Genomic DNA, 22,819 nt, shown 5'->3' with positions numbered 1-22,819 from the left:
CGTGAGTGACCCTGCGGCGAGGATCGCGGGGTCACCTGTATTTAAGGAGCAGAACATGAAACGCACGACAACCATCGCCAGCATCGCCCTGATCGCATCCAGCGCCTTCGCGGGTGCAGCAGCAGCCGGTTCGCTGGAAGACACCACCGTTGAAGCACCGGTTTTCACACCGGCGCCGACACCCGTGGCCGTTGATGGCGACTGGACAGGCTTCTACACCGGTCTTCAGGTCGGCCAGACCGACGTCGACAGCGACAGCGGCAACCTTGACGGCGACGACACGTCCTACGGTTTCCACGCCGGTTACGACTATGACTTCGGCAAATTCGTTCTGGGTGGCGAACTCGACTACGACAAGACCGACATCGATCTGGGCAACGGCGCCGGCGATGTGGACTCCGTGGCACGCGCCAAGGTCAAAGCTGGCTACGACTTCGGCAAGACACTGGTTTACGCAACAGCAGGTGCGGCCCGTGCCGACACAAGCGTTGGCGATGAAACCGGCCCCTTCGCCGGTCTGGGCGTTACCTACAAAGTGACCGACCGCTACACCGTTGGTGGCGAAGTGCTGCAGCACAAATTTGATGACGTAGGCGGCACAGGCGACGATCTGGATGCGACCACGATCTCCCTGCGCGGTTCCATGCGCTTCTAATCTGTCTTGGCGGGATGACCCGCTTTGATGAAGGGCCGGCTTCCGAAAGGAGGCCGGTCATTTTTGTTTACGCGGCGCGGCTGGCGCGCCCTTCGGCAAAGCGGCAGAGGTCGCGCAGGGCCGCCTCAAACGCGCTGTCTTCGATCGTCATGGCCACGCGGACATGGCCCGCCGCCGCCGCGCCGAAACTTTCGCCCGGCATCACCGCGATCTGCTGGTCTTCAAGCAGGGCATCGGCAAATTCGCTGCCGCTGAGGCCCGTGGCGCGGATATCCAGCATCAGATACATCGCGCCTTGCGAGGGCACCGAACGCACCACGTTCTGAGTGCTCAAAACCCGCTGCGCCAGCGCGCGGCGGCGGGCGAAGGGGGCGCTAATTTCCTCTTCGAAAGCGGCGCCCTGGTCGAGGGCATAGTCGCTCGCGTCTTGAATGAATCCCGGCACGCCGTAGTTGGTATGGGTGGCAAGGTCGATCAGGTCGGCGATGATGTCTTCGGGCCCGATGATCCAGCCACAGCGGCTGCCGGTCATCGCGTGGGATTTCGACATGGAGCCGATGACCAGCGTCCGCTCCTCCATGCCGGGCAGGGCGCGGGGGCTGAGATGTGCACCCTCCCAAATCTGCGTGTCATAGACCTCATCCGAGACGAGCCAAAGGTCGTGATCTTGGCAGACCTGCGCGATCTCTTCCAAGGTTTCGCGGCCGTAGATCACGCCGGTCGGGTTGTTGGGCGTGTTGATCAACAGCGCCTTCGCGGCCTCGGCGGCTGCCGCCAGATCCGCCCTGCGGGGCAGAAACCCGTGATCGGCCCGCGCTTCGACCGCCACGGCCCGTGCCCCGGCAGCACGCAGGGTGCCGGGGTAGGTGGCATAATAAGGGTCGATGTAAAGCGCCGCATCACCGGGGTCGCAGACCGCCATGAACGCCGCGAATAGCCCCGCTTGCCCGCCCGGGGTGACCACCACATTGTCGCGGGTCGTCGGCACGCCAGTCCGCTCTTCGGCGCGTTTTGCAATCCGGTCGCGCAGGGCATCGGTGCCCGGCACGGCGGCATAGCCGGTATGGCCGCCGAGCGCGCTGCGGTGCATCTCTTGCAGGATCGGGGCGGCGGTGCGGATGTCATGCTCGCCGATGGTCAGCTCGGTCACCGGCACCCCCGCCGCGATCATCGCACGCGATTTGTGAAACACTTCCCAGCCGTCGGACCCTCCGGCCAGAACCCCTTTGATGCGCGATGATCTATCCATGATGCCTCCGAAATTTTCCGCACAAGGGGGCAGAGCCTCGGGGCTTTGTCAATCCGCGCGGGGAAGGCGGAGGGCAGGGTTGCATAAAACTTAACCGGACAAGGGGCTTGGCGCAGGGCGGCGCGCTTGCTACAACCCGGTCATGAACACCGCAACGCTCATTATTTGCTGCATTACCCGCTGAGACATCCTCGCGGGCCGCTGTTCACGTCATTCCCATTCTGACAAAACTATGCCAAGCCCGCGTCACACCCGCGCAAGGACGCCTGCCCATGACCCGTGACCTGACGATCAAGCTGCACAATACCGCCACCCGGAAGAAAGAGGATTTCACCCCGATCGATGCGCAGAATGTGCGGATGTATGTCTGCGGCCCCACCGTCTATGACCGGGCGCATCTGGGCAACGCACGGCCCGTGATCGTTTTCGATGTGCTCTACCGCTTGCTGCGCCATGTCTATGGGCCGCAGCATGTGACTTACGTGCGCAATTTCACCGATGTGGACGACAAGATCAACGCCCGCGCCGCGACAAGCGGGCGCAGCATTGGACAGATCACCGCCGAAACGACGCAGTGGTATCTGGATGACATGGCCGCCGTGGGCGCCTTGGAGCCCGATCACATGCCGCGTGCCACGCAGTATATCCCCCAGATGGTCGCGATGATCCGCGGGCTGATGGATGAGGGTTACGCCTATGAGGCCGAGGGCCATGTGCTGTTCCGGGTGCGCAAATATTCCGAATATGGCGCGCTTTCGGGCCGGTCGGTCGATGATATGATCGCAGGTGCACGGGTCGAGGTGGCACCGTACAAAGAAGACCCGATGGATTTCGTGCTGTGGAAGCCTTCGGACGAAGACACCCCCGGCTGGGATTCCCCATGGGGTGAGGGGCGCCCGGGCTGGCATATCGAATGCTCCGCCATGGCGCATGACCTGTTGGGGGAGCGGTTCGACATCCACGGCGGCGGCATAGACCTGCAATTCCCGCATCATGAGAATGAGATCGCCCAGTCGAAATGCGCGGGCCACGGGTTCGCCAACTACTGGCTGCACAATGAGATGTTGCAGGTCGAGGGCAAGAAGATGTCCAAGTCCTTGGGCAACTTCTTTACCGTCCGCGATCTGCTGGACCAAGGCGTGCCGGGGGAGGTCATCCGCTTCGTGATGCTCTCGACCCATTACCGCAAGCCGATGGACTGGACCGAGAAGAAGCGCGAGGAGGCCGAGAAGACCCTGCGCAAATGGTACCTTCAGGCGGCGGAGGCCGAGGCCGCGACGCCCGGGCCTGAACTGGTCGCGCTTTTGGCCGATGATCTTAACACCCACGGCGCTTTGACCGAATGCCACCGGCTGTCCAACGCGGGCGATACGGCAGGCTTGCGCGGGGCGCTGTCGCTTTTGGGGCTGCTGGACGGTCTGATCCCCGAATGGGCCGCGGTTCAGGCGCTGGATCTGGCCGATATCGAAGCCTTCCTCAGCGATGCCCGCGCCACTGCGATGGAGACCAAGGATTTCGCCGAGGTGGACCGGATCAAGAAAGCGCTGACCTCGGTCGGGATCGAGGTGCAGATGAGCAAGGATGGGGTGAAGCTGACGCCGCCGCCGGGCTTTGACCGGGGCCAGTTGGAGGGGTTGTTGTGACCATAGCCCCAACCGCCCCCCGGCGCGCATGCGCCATGCCCGACCTCCCCCCGGGAGGGCATATCACAACATCCGCCACGCGCGCTGTGATCAGAGAGTGTCAAAGCGCCGGTTGTTCTATTCAGCACGGCCCTCCCGAGGTCGGGCATGGCACCTGCGCACCTCTGCTGAGGTTCGTGGCAGGAGGAATGCCCCATGACCCGCGCGCGCCTCACCCTCTACGACACCACCCTGCGCGACGGGCAGCAAACCCAAGGCGTGCAGTTCTCCACCGACGAGAAACGCCAAATCGCCAGCGCGCTCGACGCGCTCGGCGTGGATTACATCGAAGGCGGCTGGCCCGGGGCCAACCCGACCGACAGCGCCTTTTTCGACGCCGCCCCGCCGACGCGGGCAAGGCTCACCGCCTTTGGCATGACCAAACGCGCGGGCATGTCGGCTGAAAATGACGACGTGCTGGCCGCCGTGCTCAACGCAGGCACCAAATCCGTCTGCATCGTCGGCAAGACCCATGACTTCCACGTCAAAACCGCCCTCGGCATCACGCTGGCCGAGAACACCGACAACATCGCCAAATCCGTCGCCCATCTTGTCGCCCAAGGGCGCGAGGCGCTCTTCGACGCCGAGCATTTTTTTGACGGCTACAAGGCAAATCCCGGCTACGCGCTGGAAGCGATCCGCGCAGCCTATAACGCGGGCGCGCGTTGGATCGTGCTTTGCGACACCAATGGTGGCACGCTGCCCGATGAGATTGGCCGCATCACCCGCGCCGTGATCGCGGCGGGCATCCCGGGGATCATCTGGGCATTCACACCCATGACGACACCGAAAACGCCGTCGCCTGCACGCTGGCCGCCGTTGATGCGGGCGCGCGACAGATCCAAGGCACGCTCAACGGGCTGGGTGAGCGTTGTGGCAACGCCAACCTCACCAGCCTGATCCCGATCCTGCTGCTGAAAGAGCCCTATGCCAGCCGCTATGAGATTGGGGTGAGCCCTGAGGCGCTGCGCGGGCTTACACGCACCAGCCGGATGCTGGATGAAATCCTGAACCGCGTGCCGATGAAACAGGCGGGCTTCGTCGGGTCTTCGGCCTTTGCGCATAAGGCGGGGCTGCATGCCAGCGCCATCGCCAAAGACCCCAGCACCTATGAGCATATCGACCCCGCGCTGGTCGGCAATACCCGCGTCATTCCGATGTCGAACCAAGCCGGGCAATCCAACCTGCGCAAACGGCTGAGCGATGCGGGCCTCTCGGTCGCCAAGGGCGACCCTGCGCTTGGCCGGATTTTGGAGGTGGTCAAGGACCGCGAGGCGCAGGGCTATGCCTATGACACCGCACAGGCGAGCTTTGAGCTGCTGGCCCGCGACGTGATGGGCCAGTTGCCGCATCTGTTCGAGGTCGAGCGCTACCGCGTCACCGTCGAACGCCGCCGCAATGCCGAAGGCCGGATGGTCAGCCTCTCCGAAGCGGTCGTGGTGATCGATGTGGACGGGGAAAAACGGCTCTCGGTCTCGGAATCGCTGGACGAGGACGGCGCGGACCGTGGCCCGGTCAACGCGCTGTCCAAGGCGCTGGCCAAGGACTTGGGCAAATACAGCAGCCTTCTGGAGGACATGCGTCTGGTTGACTTCAAGGTGCGCATCACCCAAGGCGGCACCGAAGCCACCACCCGCGTCATCATCGACAGCGAAGACGGGCAGGGGCGGCGCTGGTCCACCGTGGGCGTCAGCGCCAACATACTCGACGCCTCATTCGAAGCGCTGCTTGATGCGATACGTTGGAAATTGATCCGGGACCGCGCCCAATGACAGATGATATGACCGCCTTTTTCACCCTCCACCGGGATCTGCCGCGCGAAGGGCCGGGGGAGCCTTCGGATGTGAACTGGGCCGTGGATCAGGTCGATCTGCCCGCGCGGGCCGAGATTGCCGATGTGGCCTGCGGCCCCGGCAGCGACATCGGCGCGCTGCGCGCGGCGATCCCGCAGGGCCATGTGACGGCCCTCGATCAAACTGCACATTTCGTGGACACCGCGCGGGGCCGTTTCGTGGCCGATGGCAATGTCACCCTGCTGCGCGCCGATATGGCCGCCATCGCCAATGAATATGATCTCATTTGGTGCGCCGGTGCGGTCTATTTCCTCGGTGTGACCGAGGCGCTGACCCGCTGGCGTAAATCGCTGCGCGCGGGCGGGGTGGTGGCCTTCTCCGAGCCCTGCTGGCTGACGGATAGCCCGTCGGAAGAGGCCCGCGCGCAATGGGCGGACTACCCCGCGATGAGCGACGCGGACGGCATTGCCGAGCGGGTCCGCGCGGCGGGCTATGAGGTCGTGGCGACCCGTGTCCTGTCGGATGAGGCTTGGGAGAATTACTACACCCCCTTGGAGGCGCGGATCGAAAAGCTGCGCCCCGGTGCGGATGATGATTTGGCCCAAGTGCTCGATGCCGCCGCGGCGGAGATCGCCTGTTGGCGCGCCCATCGGGATGAGTTCGGCTATCTTCTGACGGTGGCACGCCCCGCATGACCTTTGACGCCGATCTGAACGCCTGCGCCGCCATGGTAGAGCGCGCCGACCCTTGGCGCTTTCGCGCCGCCATGGCCGCCCCCGTCGAGACGCGCAAGCTGCTCTTCCCGCTCTATGCCTTCAACGTCGAAGTTGCCCGCGCCCCATGGGTTACCCAAGAGACGATGATCGCCGAGATGCGCCTGCAATGGTGGCGCGACGCGCTGGAGGAGATCGCCAAGGGCGGCCCGGTTCGGCGGCATGAGGTGACCACGCCGCTGGCCCGCGCGATTGCGCCACAGGATGCCGAACTGCTCGATGAACTCGTCGCCGCGCGGCGGTGGGACATCTACAAAGACCCCTTTGAGGATGCCGCGCATTTCGAGCGCTACATCGACCAGACCGCAGGCCATCTGATGTGGGTCGCCGCCCGCCGCCTTGGGGCGACGGATGAAGCGGTGGTGCGGGATGCGGCCTATGCCACTGGCATCGCCGCATGGCTCTGCGCCATTCCGAATTTGGAAGAGGCGGGCCGCGTGCCGCTGCTGGACGGCACGGCGGAGGGAGTCTCGGCCCTTGCCGAGGGGGCGCTCGACCGGCTGAAATCGGCGCGGGCCAATCGGGGCAAGATCCCCAAGGCGGCGCGCGCGGCGCTGCTGCCTGCCGCCCATGCGGATCCGGTCTTGCGGGCCGCGTTGGATGCGCCGGATAAGGTCTCGCAAGCCGCGCTGCCTGACCCGCGCCGCCATTTCGCGCTGCGGGCCATGGCGTCGCGCTGGTAGGCGCTTAGCTCAGCTGCGTCTCCTTGCGGCTACGCAGCACCAGCCAGATCAGCGATCCGCCCGCCAGCACCAAGAAGGGCACCATGGCAAGGTTCACCGCCGCCCAGCCTTCCTGCGCCCTGCCGCCCGAACAGTTCATCAACCCGCCCGAGGCCAGCGAGGCCACGGTCACGCCGCCGAACACCAGCAGGTCGTTCAGGCCCTGCATCCGCCCGCGCTCATGCGGCTCATGCGCGCCCGCGAGCATGGTGGTGGCCCCGATGAAGCCAAAGTTCCAGCCCAGTCCAAGCAGGATCAGCGCGACAAAGAAGTTGCCCAGTTCCACCCCCTGAAGCGCCACCACCCCGGCGGCGGCAAGGATCGCGATGCCAAGGCCCATGATCCGTTCGACGCCGAAACGGTTGATCAAATGGCCGGTGAAGAAGGACGGCGCGAACATCGCCAGCACATGGCCGGTGACCACATAGCCCGCGCTGTCTTGGCTATAACCGCAGCCGACGACGGCCAGCGGGGTCGAGGTCATCACGAGGTTCATCAATGCGTATGAGACCATGGCGCAGATCACAGCGACGGCGATGCGCGGCGTGGTCAAAAGCTCCCACCGGCTGCGGCCCTTGGGCGCGTCATGGGCCGGGATCGGCGGTTTCGGAATGTCGATGAAAAGAAACAGCAGCGCCCCGATGAGGTTCACCGCCACCACGGCCATATAGGTGCCAAGGAAGGGCACGACGAGGCTCATCGACGTGGCCGTGGCAAGCTGCGGCCCGATGATGGCCGAGACAAGACCGCCCGCCATGACATAGGAGATCGCCTTGGGCCGGAAATCATCCGAGGCGGTATCGGCGGCGGCGAAACGGTAGAAGCCCTGCGCCGACATATAGATGCCCGTCAGAAGCGACCCCAGCAGGAAAACCGGAAAGGACGCCAGATAAAGCCCGTAGGCCGCGACCGCGCCGCCCAAGGCACCGCCTGCCGCGCCCAGAAAGAACCCCGCGCGGCGACCATAGCGCTGCATGATGGCCGAGACCGGCGTGGCCGAAAGCATGGAGCCCAGAACGATCATCGAGATCGGCAGGGTGGCAAGACAGACGTTCGTCGCAAGCGACTGCCCGGCAAGACCGCCGACAAGGAAAATCATCGGCATCTGCGCCCCGAGAAAGGCCTGTGCTGCCACCAGCACCGCTACATTGCGCCGCGCGCGTCTGTCGTCGATCATGTCTGAATTCCTCACTTCCCGCCAAGGGGTAGCCCTGCCCTTGGGTAAGGGCAAGCCCGGCATCGGTTTTTGCGCCGCCGATCCCGCTTGCGCCCGGCGGCAAGCTCGCCGATGATCGCGCCGATGACCGCCGCCGTTCGCCCTTCGCTGACCCTTCTTCTGCTCGCTGGCACCGCCGAAGCGCGGCAGCTTGCCCGTGCCTTGACGCAGGCCGGGCACCGGGTCACCGCTTGGCTGACGGAGCCGCCGCGCGGCAGCAACCCGATGCCGATAACCTATGAGATGCGCGATGCCGGGGATGCCGCGGCGCTGCGGCGCGATATGGCGGGCTTTGATGCGGTGCTCGATCTCAGCCATGGGTTCGATGCGGGGCTGAGCCACGCAGGCTATGCCGCCGCCACGTCTTTGGGCAAACCCTTCGTCAGCTTTTCGCGGCCCCTTTGGCCGCTGGACAATCCGTTGCTGCAATCGGTGCCGGATGTCGCGGCCGCCGCCCGCGCCGTGCCGCCCGCTGCCCGCGTCTTTGCCGCGACTGGTTGGGCCAGCCTGCCAACCTTCCAACCGTTCAAGGGCGCGCGCCTCATGCTGCGACAGACGAGCCGCCATGACCGCGCCGCGCCCTTTGACTTTGTCGACCTGATCTTTGGCGATCCGCCATTCACCGTGGAGAGTGAAACGGCATTGTTCCGCGACCTCGGCGTCGACCTGCTGATTTGCCGCAACCTCGGCGGGCAGGCCAGCCGCCCGAAAGTCGATGCCGCCCTGTCGCTCGGCCTGCCGGTGATCCTGATCGACAGACCGCCACTGCCAAAGGGCGCACCTTGTCTAACAGATCTCGACGCGATGCTGGATTGGGTGGCACAGCTGTGAGGCTCGCGCCTCCAATCACCTGCGACGCCGATGTGTCCGAGGGCGCGGCATGGCTGGCCGAGCGAGAGCCGCGTTTCGCCATGGCGCTGGCCCAGACCGGCCCGCTGCCCCTGCGCCTCCGCCCGCCCGGTTTCGCGGGGCTGCTCGACATCATTGTGGGGCAGCAGGTGAGCGTGGCCTCGGCGCGGGCGATCTATACGCGGCTTGTCGCGGCGGGGTTGGATCGGCCCGAAAACGTCCTGCGCGCCGGAGACGAGGGCCTGCGTACTGCGGGGCTGAGCCGCCCCAAGGCGCGCTATGTGTTGGCCTTGGCGGAACGTGATTTCGATTTTGACGCGCTACATTGCCTGTCCGATGACGAAGCCATCGCAGCACTGATCGCCATGCCGGGCATCGGGCCATGGACCGCGCAGGTCTATGTGATGTTCTGCCTTGGTCGGCGCGATGTTTTCCCAAGCGGCGATCTGGCGTTGCAAGAAGCCGCGCGGGGGCTGTTTGATCTTCCCACCCGGCCAACGCCGAAAGACCTCTCCGCCATGGCCGCCGCATGGTCACCTTGGCGGTCGGTTGCGGCGCGGCTGCTCTTCGCCTACTACCGGGTGTTGAAACAAAAGGAAGGATTGTCATGACACGGGTTTTGAACGCCGAGCGCCGCGCGCCGGTCTCTGGCACCACACGGTCGGTGGTGGTGTTCCTGCATGGCTACGGCGCGAATGGCGCCGATCTGCTGGGCCTTGCCGATCCGCTGAGCGAGCATTTGCCCGACACGCTTTTCGTCGCCCCCGACGCGCCCGAGGCCTGCGCCGGTGCGCCGATGGGCTATCAGTGGTTCCCGATCCCGTGGATCGACGGATCATCCGAAGAGGAATCGATGCGCGGCATGATGAGCGCGGTCGAAGACCTCGACGCCTTCCTCGATGCGCTGATGGTCGACGAAGACGTGCTGCCCGAACAGGTCGTGCTCTTCGGCTTTTCCCAAGGCACGATGATGTCGCTGCATGTGGCCCCGCGCCGCGAAGATGCGGTGGCGGGGATCGTGGCCTTCTCGGGCCGTCTGCTCAACCCCGAAGCGCTGGCCGAAGAGGCGCAGGTCAAACCGCCGGTGCTGCTGGTTCATGGGGATGCCGATGACGTGGTGCCGCCGCAATCCTTGCCGCAGGCCGCCGAAGCGCTGCAAGAGGCGGGGTGGCAAGACGTTTACGCCCATGTGATGAAGGGCACTGGCCATGGCATCGCGCCCGATGGGCTGAGCGTGGCGCTCGCCTTCATGCGTGACAAACTGGGGCTTTAACCCTTCATTTCGTCCCAAAGCCAGGGTTCGGCGAACTCGACCGAATTGCCCGCGGGGTCGCGCACATAGAGCGAGCGCGCCCCGTTGGGCCAATCAAAGCTGGTGTCGATCTCGACCTCGGCGGCCCGCAGCCGCGTCTCCATCGTGGCGATCTCAGCGCGTTTCATCGCAAAGCAGACATGCCCCGGGCCCTGCGCCCCATGGGGCGGCACCGGCATTTTCGGATTGCCGGGCGGCTGCGCCGTGGCGGTGGAGTTGAAGACCAGCAAGACCGAAGGCCCAAGCGCAAAGAACATATGCCGGCCCGGCACCTCCTGAAACAGTTTCAGCCCCAGAATGTCGCGGTAAAACCCCCGCGCCGCGTCCAGATCATCGGCATAGACGGCGGCTTCGAGCAGGGATTGCGGGGCGGGCGCATCGGGGAGGGGGCTTTTCGACATGCCACAACGTTAACAAACTCTGCCCATCTGTCACGCCTCTGTCGTAATCTTTGGGCAAAACCGGCGACATCTAGTGGTTCACCTTTGTCTTGCCAGAGAGAAACCGCGAGATATAGTGACTAAAACGGGCAGAGGACGCGACCAGATGGACGGCGATTTCAGGACCGAATTTACCCGCCACCCGGCGGCGCTCAAACACCACCCCGCGCTGGTGCTCAACGCGGATTACCGACCTTTATCCTATTACCCGCTGTCGCTCTGGCCATGGCAGGAGGCGGTAAAGGCCAAATGGCTCGACCGGGTCGAGATCGTCGCCGAATATGACGAGGTGGTGCGCAGCCCCTCTACGGTGATCAGGATCCCCTCGGTTGTCGTTCTCAAAGACTATGTCAAACCTCAAAAGCGCGTGGCCTTCACGCGCTTTAATTTATTTCTGAGGGATGAATTCCGCTGCCAATACTGCGGCGCGAAGGGCGATCTGACCTTTGACCATGTGGTGCCCCGTGCCGCCGGTGGGGTGACCAGTTGGCAAAACGTGGTCGCCGCCTGTAGCCCTTGCAACCTGCGCAAAGGCTCGCGGCCCCTGCACCGCACGGGGCTTGCCCTGCGCAAACCGCCGCGGCAACCCGCCGCCGAAGAGCTGCGCAACATGGGCCGCAAATTCCCGCCCGGCCATCTGCATGAAAGCTGGATGGATTTCCTCTATTGGGATGCCGAACTGGAGGCCTGACCTCAGATATCCAGTTCGACCCAGATGGGCACGTGATCCGACGGCTTGTCGCGCCCGCGCACGTCGCGGTCGATCTGGCACTCGCGCAGCCGGTCGGCCACAGTGGGCGACAGGAGGAAGTGGTCGATGCGGATGCCGTTGTTGCGGTTCCACGCACCCGCCTGATAATCCCAGAATGAGTAATGCCCCGGCCCTTGGGTGCGCGCCCGGAAGGCGTCCGTGAGGCCAAGGTTCACCAGCCGCCGCCACGCGGCGCGGGACTCGGGGCGGAAGAGGGCATCTTCGCGCCAGCTGTCGGGTTTGGCCGCGTCTTCCGCTTGCGGGATGATGTTGTAATCCCCCGCCATGAGGAAGGGCGTTTCCTCGGCCAGAAGCGCTTCGGCACGGGCTTGCAGCCGCGCCATCCATGCGAGTTTATAGTCATATTTCGGCCCCGGCGCCGGGTTGCCATTGGGCAGGTAGAGCCCGCAAACCCGCAGCGCCATATCGTCGCCCACAACCGTCGCTTCGATCCAGCGGGCCTGATCATCGGCATCATCGCCCGGCAGGCCGCGGGTCACATCCTCAAGCGGGAGTTTCGACAGGATCGCCACGCCGTTAAAGGATTTCTGCCCGTGGGTTTCGACGTTATAGCCCCGCTCTTCGAGCATTTCGCGGGGGAAGGCCTCATCCACTGACTTGATCTCTTGCAGCACGACAACGTCCGGCTGCGCCTCATCAAGCCATTCGGGAAGGGCCGCCGCGCGGGCCTTGATACCGTTGATGTTGAAACTCGCGATTTTCATATCCGGCCCTCTTTCGACGTCCGACTGCTATCGCGCAATTGGCGTCGCGGAGCAAGGGGAAGGCTTGCGCGCTTAAGGTGATTCTCGGGTCAGATTTCTCGCTATTATAGAAAGTCCGCGAGGCGGTTGCCCGTATTGTCTCGATCCTGCCCTGTGGGCGGCATTTCTTTTTCTCCACAGGGCGCAAGAGAAATTGAGGTTTGAGGCGAAACTGTGGCGCGACCTTAATGTGGATAAGTCTTTCAGTACAATACGTTAGCCGAAAAATGCTTGGATAAACACGCTTAACGTGCGTCAGTCGAAGAACTACATCTTTAAATTGCAAATCCCTTTGAAAGGACCTCACGATGACTGCTATTCTTGCAAGCGACTTCGCCCCCGTAACAGCCCCTCAGACAGAGGACAATCCCATGGCGCTTGGCGCCGGTGTTGGCCTTTTCACCACCGGCCTCAACCGTGGGGCGGTGACATGTTGTTGGGGGAGGGGGTCGAGATGTTCACCACGGGGCTACAGCAGGACAGCAGCATCACGCAAGGCGGCGGGGTCGGCCTGTTCACCACTGGCCTCGCCCCGGCTGAGGGGCTGCCCTTCAGCGGCTGAAGCCTGTGCAAGCGGGCGGCTTTGTCGCCCGCCGTTCCCCCTGTCGGAGGCCATGTGATGACCAATGTTGTTCTGCTCAAACCTGACGAAAGCCAAGACCCGGCCGTGCAAACGGCCCGGCTGATCCGAGCCTTTGCAGAGGGGCGTCGCACGCAGGGGGATGTCTTTTGGCTAAAGGAAAACGCCGAACTGCTCGGGGCGCTGGCCAGCACGGGGGCCACGCTCGACACCGCGGCGCTTCAGCCGCTCGCGGCCTTCCATCGGGGTTGCCGGGACCTGCTGCGCGATTTTCCTCAGTATTACCGTTTCATCCTGTCGATCTGCCTCGACCTCGAAGACCTCGGTTTGCCTCGGCACTACGGCGCGGCCCTTTGCGCCAAGGTTGCGCGGGCAGGGCTGGAGGGGGCGGAGCTGTCGGATCTACAACGGGCCGAGGCACGCCGTCTGCTGCGCCGTCGGGGTGTGGGGCCACGGGTGGAGGACGGGGCCCTCGCTCAACGGTTGCGCGATTTCATCGTCCGCAGTGCCACCTTCGCCATGCCCAATCGGAAGGCGGCCTATGAGTTGACCCATATCGTTTTCTACCTGTCGGACTATGGCCGCCGGCCCCCCGTCCTGCCGGAGGCCGCGCTGAAAAGCCTGCATTTCACGGGGCTGCTGGCTTTTCTCGATCAGGATATGGACCTGCTGGCCGAGGTCTGCGCCGCGCTGCGTTTTGCCGGGCAGGGCCCCAGCCCCCTGTGGGAGGATACCATTGCCGCCAGCCACCGTACCATGCGGGTCTACGCTGATGAAGGCGCGCCTTTGCAGGACGATTACCACGAATGGCTCGTCACCGGCTGGGCCCTGCAGATTGCGGGCCGCCCGATGCGATCTACCGATATCCCAAAAGGCGCATTGCGTTTCCACAAAGGTCGAAAGGGGGAGGGGGCGCTGCGCCCGCTGGCGGCTTGCCTCAACGACATGGGCGCAAAGCGCCGGGCTGACTGGGGGCAGATGCGCCCGCATGTGCTGTCGTATCTTTGCGCGGAAAGCCACGCGATCCTACTGCGCGCCGAACGCGCCGGGCCATATTTCGACGAATTCTTCGAGGGGTTCGCCCGGGCGCGCGGTTAAACGCGCCCGAAAGACTTACATCGAAAAGGACGTGCCGCAACCGCAGGCCGCAGTCGCATTGGGGTTCTCGATGGTGAAACGCGCGCCGATCAACTCTTCGGTGAAATCGATCACGGCGTCGGCCAGAAACGGCAGGGAGACGCTATCGACCACCACCTTCTGACCACTGCCTTCGAGCACGAGGTCATCTTCGGCGGGCTCGTCCAGCGCGATGTCGTATTGAAAGCCCGAGCAGCCGCCGCCTTCGACAGCGATGCGCAGGGCCTTGCCTTCGTCTGCGGCCCCGATCTCGGCGAGGCGTTCAAAGGCGCGGGGGGTGACTTTGGGGGCAGGTTCATCTGCGGGCTCCGATGCATCGGTTTTCTTTCGCGTTCCTCTAACATATAGAAAGCACGAGGACAGGTCACAAGGACCGCGAGAGAGGACCAGCCGCGATGCGCGCAGAATTCGCCTCTGATCCGGACACCGCCAAGGGACGGTTGGTGCCGGAAGAGGAAAGCACTTTTCGCTCCTGTTATCAGCGGGATCGGGACCGGATCATTCATGCTTCCGCCTTTCGGCGGCTCAAACATAAGACACAGGTCTTTGTGGAGCATGAGGGCGACTATTTCCGCACCCGTTTGACCCATTCCATCGAAGTGGCGCAGGTCGCGCGGACCATCGCAGGCGCGCTGCGTCTGAATGGCGAGCTGACCGAGGCGGTGGCACTGGCCCATGATCTGGGCCACACGCCCTTTGGCCACACCGGCGAAGATGCGCTGCACAAGCTGATGGAGCCCTACGGCGGCTTCGATCACAACGCGCAGGCGATCAAGATCGTCACCACGCTGGAGCGGCACTATGCCGAATTCGACGGGCTGAACCTGACGTGGGACACGCTGGAAGGCATCGCGAAACACAACGGGCCGGTGACGGGCGAGGTACCCCATGCGCTGGCCGATTACAACGCGCGGCACGATCTGGAACTGCACACCCATGCCAGCGCCGAGGCGCAGGTCGCCGCGCTCTCCGATGACATCGCCTATAACAACCACGATCTGCACGACGGTCTGCGCGCAGGGCTGTTTACGGAAAGTGAGATTGCCGAACTGCCCATGGTCGGCCCCGCCTATGCTGAGGTTGACCGGCTCTACCCCGAGACCGACAGCTACCGCCGCCGTCACGAGGCGCTGCGGCGGGTCTTTGGGGTTATGGTCGGCGATGTGATTGAAACCTCGGCCAAACTGCTGAAGGACTCGGGGGCGAAATCCCCTGACGACATCCGCCATCTGGGCCGCCCAGTGATCCGTTTCTCAGACCCCGTCTGGCAAGACCTGCGCGAGATCCGCAAGTTTCTCTTCACCCGCATGTATCGCGCCCCCTCGGTGATGGAGAATCGCGAGAAGGTGACCAAGGTGGTCGAGGACCTGTTCCCGCTGTTCCTGTCACAGCCCAACCTCCTGCCGCGCCATTGGGCGGCGGCGATTGAGGCGGCAGAGGATGAAACCACGTTGGCGCGGATGGTGTCTGATTATATTGCGGGCATGACCGACCGTTTCGCCCTACAAGAACACGCGCGTCTCTTCGACAGCGACCTGCGCAGCTTCCGCTAGTCTTCGCGGCATGGTAGTCTTCTTTTGATGATCCATAGGTGAGATGACATGATACAAACCCCCGTTCTGCCGGAAAGTCTGGCCGGTGACGCGACATTCGCGATCCTCTCGGCGGGGCAAGCGCCGGGGCCTGCGGTGGCCAAACGCGCGGCGGATCTGGGGGCGGAAGTCGTGGCGATGGACCGCGATCCTACGGTGCTGGCGCGGTTGATGAGCCAATCGGCAGAACGTGTCGAAGCACTGGCGCTGGCCGGCGATCTGGTCGCGCGGTTTGAGCCGTTGCACCGCAATTGGGGCGGCACGCCGCTGCATATGGTGCTGAACCTGATGCCGCTCGACCCCGAAGATTGCTGCAAAGGCACGGATGCGCAGATCCGCGGGCTTTCGGCCATGATGCGTGCCTTGGGCCGGGGTCTGGTGGCCGGGCAGGGGGCGGTGGTGACCGTCCTGCCGCGGCCAAGTCAACCATTGGCGCTGGCCGGGCATGCCATGATCGGTGCGTTTGAAGCGGCCAATGCCGCGCTCGACGAGGTGTTCGGGCCACGGGGGTTGCATTTCCACCTGATCACCGTGCCAGAGGGGCAGGCAGAGCTTGCAGCGGAAAGCGCGCTGTTCCTTGGCTCCGAAGCGGGGCGACGGCTCCGATCTGGGCGTTTGGACCTCGGCTGAGCACGCCGTTTCAAACGCCACTCCCCAACTTGGGCCGCGACGGCCCGACGCTTGATTGACTGCACCCCCGCACATGATAAACGGGCGGGGAACAAGGATACCCGACATGAACCTATTTGCCGAAATTCGCCATCTCATCATTGCGACGCTGGAACAGATGGTCGCGCAGGAAGCCCTGCCTGCGACCCTGAACTTTGACCCGATCACCGCTGAGCCGCCGCGTGACGCGGCCCATGGCGACATGGCCACCAATGCCGCGATGGTGCTGGCCAAACCTGCGGGCATGAAGCCGCGCGACATTGCCGAAGCACTGGCCGCGCAATTGCAAAACGATCCGCGCATCACCTCTGCCGAAGTGGCGGGGCCGGGGTTCATCAACCTGCGCCTTGCGCCTTCGGTTTGGCAGAATGTCGCCCGTCAGGTGCTGAGCCAAGGCACCGACTTTGGCCGCGCGATCCTTGGCGCCGGTCAGCGGGTGAACGTTGAATATGTCTCGGCCAACCCGACGGGGCCGCTGCATGTGGGCCACACCCGGGGCGCGGTCTTTGGTGATGCGCTGGCGAGCCTGCTGGACTTCGCCGGCTATGACGTGACGCGGGAATACTACATTAACGACGGCGGTGCGCAGGTCGATGTGCTCGCCCGGTCGGTCTATCTGCGCTACCTTGAAGCCAATGGCAAAGAGGTGGCCTTCCCCGATGGCACCTATCCCGGCGACTATCTGATCCCGCTGGGCGAAGCGCTGGCCAAGATGTACGGCGACAAGCTGGTCGACCAGCCGGAAAGCGAATGGCTGGACGATATCCGCGAATTCGCCACCGATGCGATGATGAACCTCATTCGCGACGATCTGGCGGCACTGGGTGTTGAAATGGACGTGTTCTATAGCGAAAAATCGCTCTATGGCACGGGTCAGATCGAAGCGGCCATCGCCTCGCTCGAAGCCAAAGGGTTGATCTACGAAGGCGTGTTGGAGCCGCCGAAGGGTAAGAAGCCTGACGATTGGGAACCGCGCGAACAGACCCTGTTCAAATCCACCGAACATGGCGACGATGTCGACCGCCCGGTCAAGAAATCCGACGGGTCTTGGACCTATTTTGCCCCCGATATCGCTTATCACTATGACAAGGTCAGCCGTGATTTCGACATGCTGATCGACGTCTTTGGCGCGGATCATGGCGGCTACGTCAAACGGATGAAAGCGGCAGTTTCGGCGCTGAGCGACGGGCATGTGCCGCTCGATATCAAGCTGACGCAGTTGGTGAAGCTTTTCAAAAACGGCGAGCCGTTCAAGATGTCCAAACGGGCAGGGACTTTCGTGACCCTGCGCGATGTGGTGGATCAGGTCGGCCCGGACGTGACGCGCTTTGTCATGTTGACGCGCAAGAACGACGCGATGCTCGACTTCGATTTCGACAAGGTGTTGGAGCAAAGCCGCGAGAACCCGGTCTTTTACGTGCAATACGCCCATGCCCGGGTCGCGTCGATCCTGCGCAAAGCCGAAGAGGCGGGGATCGAGGTGGCGGATGCCACGCTGCTGGACGCGGATTTGTCTAAGCTCGACCATGAGGCCGAGATCGGCCTGCTGCGCAAGCTTGCCGAATGGCCCCGTTTGGTCGAGACCGCCGCGCGCAGCAATGAGCCGCACCGGGTGGCCTTCTACCTCTATGAATTGGCCTCCGATTTCCACAGCCTCTACCACTTGGGCCGGTCTGAGGATGGCTTGCGCGCCTTGCAAGAAGGGGACGCGGCCACCTCGCAGGCGAAAATCGCGCTGTCGCGTGCCGTTGCGATTGTAATTGCGGCGGGTCTTGGTATTCTCGGGGTCACACCGGCGCAAGAGATGCGGTAACCGCACCAGCGCGCCGAAAACAGGCAACCCCATGACCAGACCCGCGTGGCGATGTATCACGCCGGGCAAAGAGGCAGAGATGGCAGATTTCACGTCTTCCCCGACGACGGCGGGCTATGCGCCCGATTCCGCGCATAGCTACGCAGTGGGCAGCGCGCCCAAGACCCTGACAACGCTCACCAATATCGCGGGCGCCGTGGTGTCCTTGGCGCTGGTGGCGGGGATCGGTGTTTGGGGCTACAAACTGCTTGTGCGTGACGTGACCGGCATCCCGGTGGTCCGCGCGATCGAAGGCGAGATGCGCGTGCGCCCCGAAGAGCCGGGTGGCGAATTGGCCCGCCATCAGGGGCTTTCGGTCAATGTCGTCGCCGCCGAAGGCAGCGCCGGGCGCCCGGCAGATGAGCTGCGCCTCGCGCCGCGCCAGATCGAATTGCAAGACGAAGACCAGCCCGTCAAAGTGGCAATGGTTGCCTCAAAGACACAGGGTACGGCGACCCCAGCCGTGGCGCGTGAGGATGACGGCGACCTGATCGACGCCTCCGAAGCGATCCGCTCGGGCAATGTCCAAGACCTCGTGGCGCAATTGACCAATGGCGTGGCCCCGCTCACCGGTGAGGAGGCCGCCGCTGGCGATCCTGTCGATGCCGCCGTGGCGATGGCGCTGGCCGATACCTCCGTGCAGCCCAAGGTGGTCAAGGCCGTGCTGAACGCGCCCGGCGTGCGCAACTCCCTGCGGCCGCGCCGCCGTCCGGCGGGCGGTGCCGTGGTGACACCCGCCGCCGTGCAACCTAATCCAGTGGCCGCGGCCACCCAAGAAGTCGATCCCGCATCGCTGCCCGCTGGCACCCGCATGGCCCAGCTTGGCGCCTTTGACAGCCCCGAGGTGGCGCGCGAACAATGGGACCGTTTGCAGGGCCGTTTCGGTGCCTATCTCGAAGGCAAGAGCCGCGTCGTGCAAAAGGCCACCAGCGGCGGGCGGGTCTTCTACCGCCTGCGTGCCATGGGCTTTAACGACATCGCCGACGCACGCCGCTTCTGCTCGGCCCTCGTGGCCGAAAACGCGGATTGCATCCCGGTGGTGATGCGCTGATGCGCCCCTTCGGGGCCACGATCCTCGACGCGACGGGCCATCGGCTCAGCGTCGAGGAAAAGGCGTTCTTTCGGGACGTGCGGCCCTTTGGCTTTATCCTCTTCGCCCGCAACATCGACAGCCCCGACCAACTCCGCGCGCTCTGCGAAGAGATGCGCGAGGCGGCGGGGCATGAGGCCGTCATCACCATCGACCAAGAGGGCGGCCGCGTGCAGCGTATGCGCGCCCCCACTGGCGCGATTGGTTGCCGCCGATGGACCTCGCCGCCCGCGCCGGCGATCAAGCGCGCCACGCCTTTTACCTGATGTACCGGATCATCGCCCATGAGCTGCACAGCGTCGGGGTCGACAGCAATTGCGCGCCACTGATCGATGTGGCCGGGCCGGACACCCACCGTTTTCTGCGCAATCGCTGTTACGGCGAAACGCCGGGGCAGGTGGCCGAGATTGGCCGCGCCGTGGCGGATGCACTGCTGGCCGGAGGGGTCTTGCCAGTGATGAAGCACATGCCCGGCCATGGCCGCGCGACGCTTGACAGCCACCACGATCTGCCCCGGGTTGCGGCCCGCCGGATCGATCTGGAGGCGGTCGATTTCGCCCCCTTCCGCAGCCTGCGCGATCTGCCGATGGGGATGACCGCGCATCTGGTCTATGACGCGCTGGACAATGCCCCGGCGACCCTGTCGCCCGAGGTGATGCGGCTGATCCGCGAAGAGATCGGCTTCGACAACCTCGTGATGACCGACGACATTTCGATGAAAGCGCTGCAAATGACCCCGGCGGAAAGCACCCGCGCCGCTATCGCGGCGGGCTGTGACGTGGCGCTTTTCTGCAATGGCCCGCTCGAAGACCGCCGCGCCGTGGCCGAAGCCGCGGGCGAGATGACCCCCGCCGCCCAGACCCGCGCCCTGCGCGCGATGGATGCGCGGCAAACCCCCGATGACGTTGACATCGACGCCCTCAGCGCCCAGCTTGAGACGCTTCTGGGCGGGACATTGCATGGCTGAGACGACATTTCAGGAAGACCGGGGCGGGGCGGGCAGCACCGTGGCCGACCGGCTGGCCGCCGAAGCCTTCATCATCGATGTCGAAGGGTATGAAGGGCCGCTTGATCTGCTGCTGTCGCTGAGCCGCACGCAAAAGGTCGATCTGCGCAAGATCTCGGTGCTGCAACTGGCGCGGCAGTATCTGGCCTTTGTCGAACGGGCAAAGGAGTTGCGGCTGGAACTGGCGGCGGATTACCTCGTCATGGCGGCGTGGTTGGCTTTCCTCAAGTCGCGCCTGCTGCTGCCCCCGGACCCGACCGAAGAGGGCCCATCGGGCGAGGAAATGGCCGCGCATCTGGCCTTCCAACTGGAACGTTTGCAAGCCATGCGCGACGCCGCCGCGCGTCTGATGGCGCGGGATCAGCTTGGCCGGGACTTCTTTGCCCGCGGCCAGACCCAAGAGATCACCAGCGTTAAAAAGGTCACCTATACCGCGACTCTGCTGGACCTGATGCAGGGCTATGCGCGCACCCGCACGCGTGAGGATTTCCGCCCCTTCGTGATGGACCGCGACAAGGTCTTTACCATGGAAGAGGCGCTGGACCGTATGCGCGGGCTGATCGGCTATGCGGGCGATTGGGGCGATTTGACCAGCTACCTGCCCGAGGGTTGGGAAAGCGACCCGGAGCGCCGCCGCTCGGCCACGGCGGCGACCTTTGCCGCCTCTTTGCAACTGGTCAAAGAGGGGCATATGGAGATCCGCCAAAAAGAGATTTTCGCCCCCATCCAACTGCGCAAGAAGGATTGATGCGTGTCGGAAGAGATTGAAACCAAAGAAAAGAAACTGTTCGACGCGCCCTCACTCGCCGAGCAGGAGCGTATGATCGAAGCCGTGCTTTTCGCCAGTTCCGAGCCGATCACCCTGCGCGAACTCGAAGAGCGTTTGCCGCGCGGGTCAGACGTGGGCGAGGCGATGGCCTTCCTGCGGCACCGGTATCAGGGGCGCGGCGTGCAGGTGATGAAAGTGGGCGATGCCTACGCCTTTCGCACCGCGCCGGACCTTGGTTTCCTGATGCATAAGGAAACGGTCGAGACCCGCAAGCTCAGCCGCGCCGCGATCGAGACTTTGGCGATCATCGCCTATCACCAGCCCGTCACCCGCGCCGAGATTGAAGAGATTCGCGGCGTATCGGTGTCGCGGGGCACGGTGGACCAGTTGCTTGAGATGGAGTGGATCCGCTTTGGCCGCCGCAAGATGACCCCGGGCCGTCCGGTGACCTTCGTCGTCACGCAGGAGTTTCTGGATCACTTCGGTCTGGAAAGCGCGCGGGATCTGCCGGGGCTGAAAGAGCTGCGCTCTGCCGGGTTGTTGGAGAACCGTCCACCCGCCGGTCTGCTGCCCACCGTGGGCGATGGCGAAGACGAGCCGGAAGCGACCGAAGGGCAGAGCGAGCTGTTCGAGGATTGACCGGCGCCGAGTCTTTACGCGGAGCGGAAATGCTTGGACAGTTTCAGCCCCTGACCTTGGTAGTTCGAGGCGATGTCGGCGCCGTAAAGCTGGCTGGGGATCTGCGCCATATGCTCATAGACCAAACGGCCCACGACTTGCCCATGCTCCAGCACAAAGGGGGCCTCGTGACAGCGCACCTCCAACACCCCGCGTGAGCCTGCGCCGCCTGCCTCGGCATGGCCAAAGCCCGGATCGAAGAAGCCCGCGTAATGCACGCGGAACTCTCCGACCATCGCCAAATAGGGTGCCATTTCAGCGGCATAGGCAGGCGGGATCGTCACCGCTTCGCGGCTGACGAGGATGTAAAAGGCGCCGGGGTCGAGGATGATCTGACCGTTGGTGCTATGCACCTCTTCCCAATAGGCGGCGGGATCGTAATGGCCAATTTTATCGAGGTCGATCACCCCGGTATGCGGCTTCGCGCGGTAGCCGACGAGGCTGGTGCCGGGGAGCCGCAGATCGACGGAGAAGCCCAACCCCTCATCGATCACGGCGGTCCCATCCACCAGTGGTGTCTTATCGTGCAGCGCGCGCAGCGCGTCATCGTCGAGGGTCGCATCCCCGCTGCCGAAACGAATCTGATTGAGCCGCATCCCGGGCCGCACCAGCACCGAGAAAGAGCGCGGACAGATCTCGGCGTAGAGCGGGCCGGTGTAGCCCGGTGCGATGCGGTCGAATTCGGTGCCGCCATCGGTGATGGTACGGGTCAGCAGGTCGAGCCGCCCGGTGGAGCTTTTGGCATTTGCCACGGCAGAGACACCCTCGGGCAGCGCGAGCCGCTCCATCAGCGGCACCACATAGACACAGCCTTTCTCCAACACGGCCCCTTCGCTGAGGTCGACGCGGTGCATCTCGAACTCCGCCAAACGATCCGAGACCTTGGCCCCATGCCCGGCAAGGAAAGAAGCGCGGACCCGATAGGCGACGCTGCCGAGGCGGAGGTCAAGACTGGCGGGCTGGATCTGGGCAGAGGTGACCGCGGGATCGGCGGCAATGGCGCCGCTTTCGATCATGGCTGCAATCTGCTGGTTGGGGAGCACCCCGTTCATCGCATTGGGCATCGGGCGCGGCCTTCTTAAATGACAAACGCCCGCGCGTTACCGGCGCGGGCGTTTTGTTGTAGTCGGTTGGTCGGGCTAGCAGGACTCGAACCTGCGACCTTCCGTCCCCCAGACGGACGCGCTACCAGGCTGCGCCATAGCCCGACTACGTGGGCTTCATACCCGATCTCGCAGGG

At 64.2% G+C, this 22,819-nt stretch carries 22 protein-coding genes, 1 tRNA gene and 2 pseudogenes; 18 read left to right on the top strand and 7 right to left on the bottom strand.

Features of this window, described 5'->3' with window-relative positions; all coding sequences use genetic code 11:
• Positions 1-55 precede the first annotated feature (55 nt).
• Positions 56-655 (top strand): outer membrane protein, encoded by a 600-nt coding sequence (locus CUR85_RS15995; RefSeq protein WP_067261606.1) that lies wholly within the window; start codon positions 56-58, stop codon positions 653-655.
• 67 nt (positions 656-722) lie between these two features.
• Here the strand turns inward: CUR85_RS15995 and CUR85_RS15990 are convergent, their stop codons facing one another.
• A complete protein-coding gene (locus CUR85_RS15990; RefSeq protein WP_067261607.1) occupies positions 723-1,904 on the bottom strand; it encodes a pyridoxal phosphate-dependent aminotransferase in 1,182 nt (393 codons plus the stop codon).
• Positions 1,905-2,176: 272 nt separating this feature from the next.
• Between CUR85_RS15990 and cysS the strand changes: the two genes are divergently transcribed.
• The 4 genes and pseudogenes from cysS (at position 2,177) to CUR85_RS15970 (ending at position 6,835) form a co-directional block, all read left to right on the top strand.
• Complete coding sequence (gene cysS / locus CUR85_RS15985; RefSeq protein ID WP_136720128.1) at positions 2,177-3,547, top strand: cysteine--tRNA ligase; 1,371 nt, start codon at positions 2,177-2,179, stop codon at positions 3,545-3,547.
• A 195-nt stretch (positions 3,548-3,742) separates the two neighbouring features.
• Positions 3,743-5,358 (top strand): annotated as a pseudogene (gene cimA / locus CUR85_RS15980) (citramalate synthase).
• The gene (locus tag CUR85_RS15975; RefSeq protein ID WP_067267448.1) at positions 5,355-6,074 is read left to right on the top strand and encodes a class I SAM-dependent methyltransferase; all 720 of its coding nucleotides are present in this window, start codon (positions 5,355-5,357) and stop codon (positions 6,072-6,074) included. The pseudogene cimA and the gene CUR85_RS15975 overlap by 4 nt, the downstream one beginning before the upstream one ends.
• Complete coding sequence (locus tag CUR85_RS15970; protein ID WP_067267447.1) at positions 6,071-6,835, top strand: squalene/phytoene synthase family protein; 765 nt, start codon at positions 6,071-6,073, stop codon at positions 6,833-6,835. The genes CUR85_RS15975 and CUR85_RS15970 overlap by 4 nt, the downstream gene beginning before the upstream one ends.
• Positions 6,836-6,839: 4 nt before the next feature.
• Here CUR85_RS15970 and CUR85_RS15965 read toward each other — a convergent pair whose 3' ends face one another.
• Positions 6,840-8,051: an MFS transporter gene (locus CUR85_RS15965; RefSeq protein WP_067267445.1), complete on the bottom strand. Its 1,212-nt coding sequence runs from the start codon at positions 8,049-8,051 to the stop codon at positions 6,840-6,842.
• A gap of 123 nt (positions 8,052-8,174) precedes the next feature.
• On the opposite strand from CUR85_RS15965, the gene CUR85_RS15960 reads away from it, so the two are divergent.
• Genes CUR85_RS15960 through CUR85_RS15950 form a run of 3 tightly spaced genes read left to right on the top strand, consistent with a single transcriptional unit; the run spans position 8,175 to position 10,212 of the window.
• A complete protein-coding gene (locus tag CUR85_RS15960) occupies positions 8,175-8,921 on the top strand; it encodes a precorrin-6A/cobalt-precorrin-6A reductase (RefSeq protein ID WP_067267455.1) in 747 nt (248 codons plus the stop codon).
• Positions 8,918-9,550, top strand: coding sequence for a DNA-3-methyladenine glycosylase family protein (locus CUR85_RS15955; RefSeq protein ID WP_067267443.1), 633 nt, complete (start codon positions 8,918-8,920; stop codon positions 9,548-9,550). The genes CUR85_RS15960 and CUR85_RS15955 overlap by 4 nt, the downstream gene beginning before the upstream one ends.
• Positions 9,547-10,212 carry an alpha/beta hydrolase gene (locus CUR85_RS15950; protein WP_067267442.1) on the top strand — a complete coding sequence of 222 codons (666 nt, stop codon included), beginning with the start codon at positions 9,547-9,549 and terminating at the stop codon, positions 10,210-10,212. The genes CUR85_RS15955 and CUR85_RS15950 overlap by 4 nt, the downstream gene beginning before the upstream one ends.
• Here CUR85_RS15950 and CUR85_RS15945 read toward each other — a convergent pair.
• Positions 10,209-10,652 carry a VOC family protein gene (locus CUR85_RS15945; protein ID WP_136720126.1) on the bottom strand — a complete coding sequence of 148 codons (444 nt, stop codon included), beginning with the start codon at positions 10,650-10,652 and terminating at the stop codon, positions 10,209-10,211. The genes CUR85_RS15950 and CUR85_RS15945 overlap by 4 nt on opposite strands.
• A 145-nt stretch (positions 10,653-10,797) precedes the next feature.
• Between CUR85_RS15945 and CUR85_RS15940 the strand changes: the two genes are divergently transcribed.
• A complete protein-coding gene (locus tag CUR85_RS15940; protein WP_067265843.1) occupies positions 10,798-11,382 on the top strand; it encodes an HNH endonuclease in 585 nt (194 codons plus the stop codon).
• A 2-nt stretch (positions 11,383-11,384) separates the two neighbouring features.
• Here the strand turns inward: CUR85_RS15940 and xth are convergent, their stop codons facing one another.
• A complete protein-coding gene (xth, locus tag CUR85_RS15935; protein ID WP_067265846.1) occupies positions 11,385-12,167 on the bottom strand; it encodes an exodeoxyribonuclease III in 783 nt (260 codons plus the stop codon).
• Between the two features lie 469 nt (positions 12,168-12,636).
• Between xth and CUR85_RS15930 the strand changes: the two genes are divergently transcribed.
• Together CUR85_RS15930 and CUR85_RS15925 are read left to right on the top strand one after the other, a co-directional pair.
• A complete protein-coding gene (locus CUR85_RS15930) occupies positions 12,637-12,768 on the top strand; it encodes a hypothetical protein (RefSeq protein WP_280322824.1) in 132 nt (43 codons plus the stop codon).
• A gap of 57 nt (positions 12,769-12,825) precedes the next feature.
• A complete protein-coding gene (locus CUR85_RS15925; protein ID WP_067265851.1) occupies positions 12,826-13,884 on the top strand; it encodes a DUF6902 family protein in 1,059 nt (352 codons plus the stop codon).
• 15 nt (positions 13,885-13,899) lie between these two features.
• On the opposite strand, the gene CUR85_RS15920 is transcribed toward CUR85_RS15925, so the two are convergent.
• Entirely contained in the window at positions 13,900-14,172 is a 273-nt protein-coding gene (locus CUR85_RS15920; protein WP_280322892.1) for a HesB/IscA family protein, read from the bottom strand.
• 146 nt (positions 14,173-14,318) lie between these two features.
• Here CUR85_RS15920 and CUR85_RS15915 point away from each other — a divergent pair, with 146 nt between their 5' ends.
• From CUR85_RS15915 to scpB, 7 genes and pseudogenes are all read left to right on the top strand, one after another.
• On the top strand, positions 14,319-15,476 hold the full coding sequence (locus CUR85_RS15915; protein ID WP_067265853.1) for a deoxyguanosinetriphosphate triphosphohydrolase: 1,158 nt from the start codon (positions 14,319-14,321) through the stop codon (positions 15,474-15,476).
• A gap of 48 nt (positions 15,477-15,524) precedes the next feature.
• A complete protein-coding gene (locus CUR85_RS15910; protein ID WP_067265855.1) occupies positions 15,525-16,145 on the top strand; it encodes a hypothetical protein in 621 nt (206 codons plus the stop codon).
• 106 nt (positions 16,146-16,251) lie between these two features.
• A complete protein-coding gene (gene argS, locus CUR85_RS15905) occupies positions 16,252-17,997 on the top strand; it encodes an arginine--tRNA ligase (protein ID WP_067265857.1) in 1,746 nt (581 codons plus the stop codon).
• A gap of 31 nt (positions 17,998-18,028) precedes the next feature.
• Positions 18,029-19,087: an SPOR domain-containing protein gene (locus CUR85_RS15900; RefSeq protein ID WP_082852093.1), complete on the top strand. Its 1,059-nt coding sequence runs from the start codon at positions 18,029-18,031 to the stop codon at positions 19,085-19,087.
• Positions 19,087-20,093 (top strand): annotated as a pseudogene (gene nagZ, locus CUR85_RS15895) (beta-N-acetylhexosaminidase). The gene CUR85_RS15900 and the pseudogene nagZ overlap by 1 nt, the downstream one beginning before the upstream one ends.
• Positions 20,086-20,880 (top strand): segregation and condensation protein A, encoded by a 795-nt coding sequence (locus CUR85_RS15890; protein WP_067265862.1) that lies wholly within the window; start codon positions 20,086-20,088, stop codon positions 20,878-20,880. Before nagZ ends, CUR85_RS15890 begins: the two are co-directional and overlap by 8 nt.
• Positions 20,881-20,883: 3 nt before the next feature.
• On the top strand, positions 20,884-21,540 hold the full coding sequence (gene scpB / locus CUR85_RS15885; RefSeq protein WP_067265864.1) for an SMC-Scp complex subunit ScpB: 657 nt from the start codon (positions 20,884-20,886) through the stop codon (positions 21,538-21,540).
• A gap of 14 nt (positions 21,541-21,554) precedes the next feature.
• Here the strand turns inward: scpB and CUR85_RS15880 are convergent, their stop codons facing one another.
• Together CUR85_RS15880 and CUR85_RS15875 are read right to left on the bottom strand one after the other, a co-directional pair.
• Positions 21,555-22,631 carry a 2'-deoxycytidine 5'-triphosphate deaminase gene (locus CUR85_RS15880; RefSeq protein WP_067265991.1) on the bottom strand — a complete coding sequence of 359 codons (1,077 nt, stop codon included), beginning with the start codon at positions 22,629-22,631 and terminating at the stop codon, positions 21,555-21,557.
• Positions 22,632-22,710: 79 nt separating this feature from the next.
• Positions 22,711-22,787, bottom strand: a tRNA-Pro gene (locus tag CUR85_RS15875).
• Between the last annotated feature and the right edge of the window lie 32 nt (positions 22,788-22,819).

The organism is Sulfitobacter faviae (assembly GCF_029870955.1).
Lineage (GTDB): Bacteria > Pseudomonadota > Alphaproteobacteria > Rhodobacterales > Rhodobacteraceae > Sulfitobacter > Sulfitobacter faviae.
This window is presented reverse-complemented; position numbering and strand designations above follow the sequence as displayed.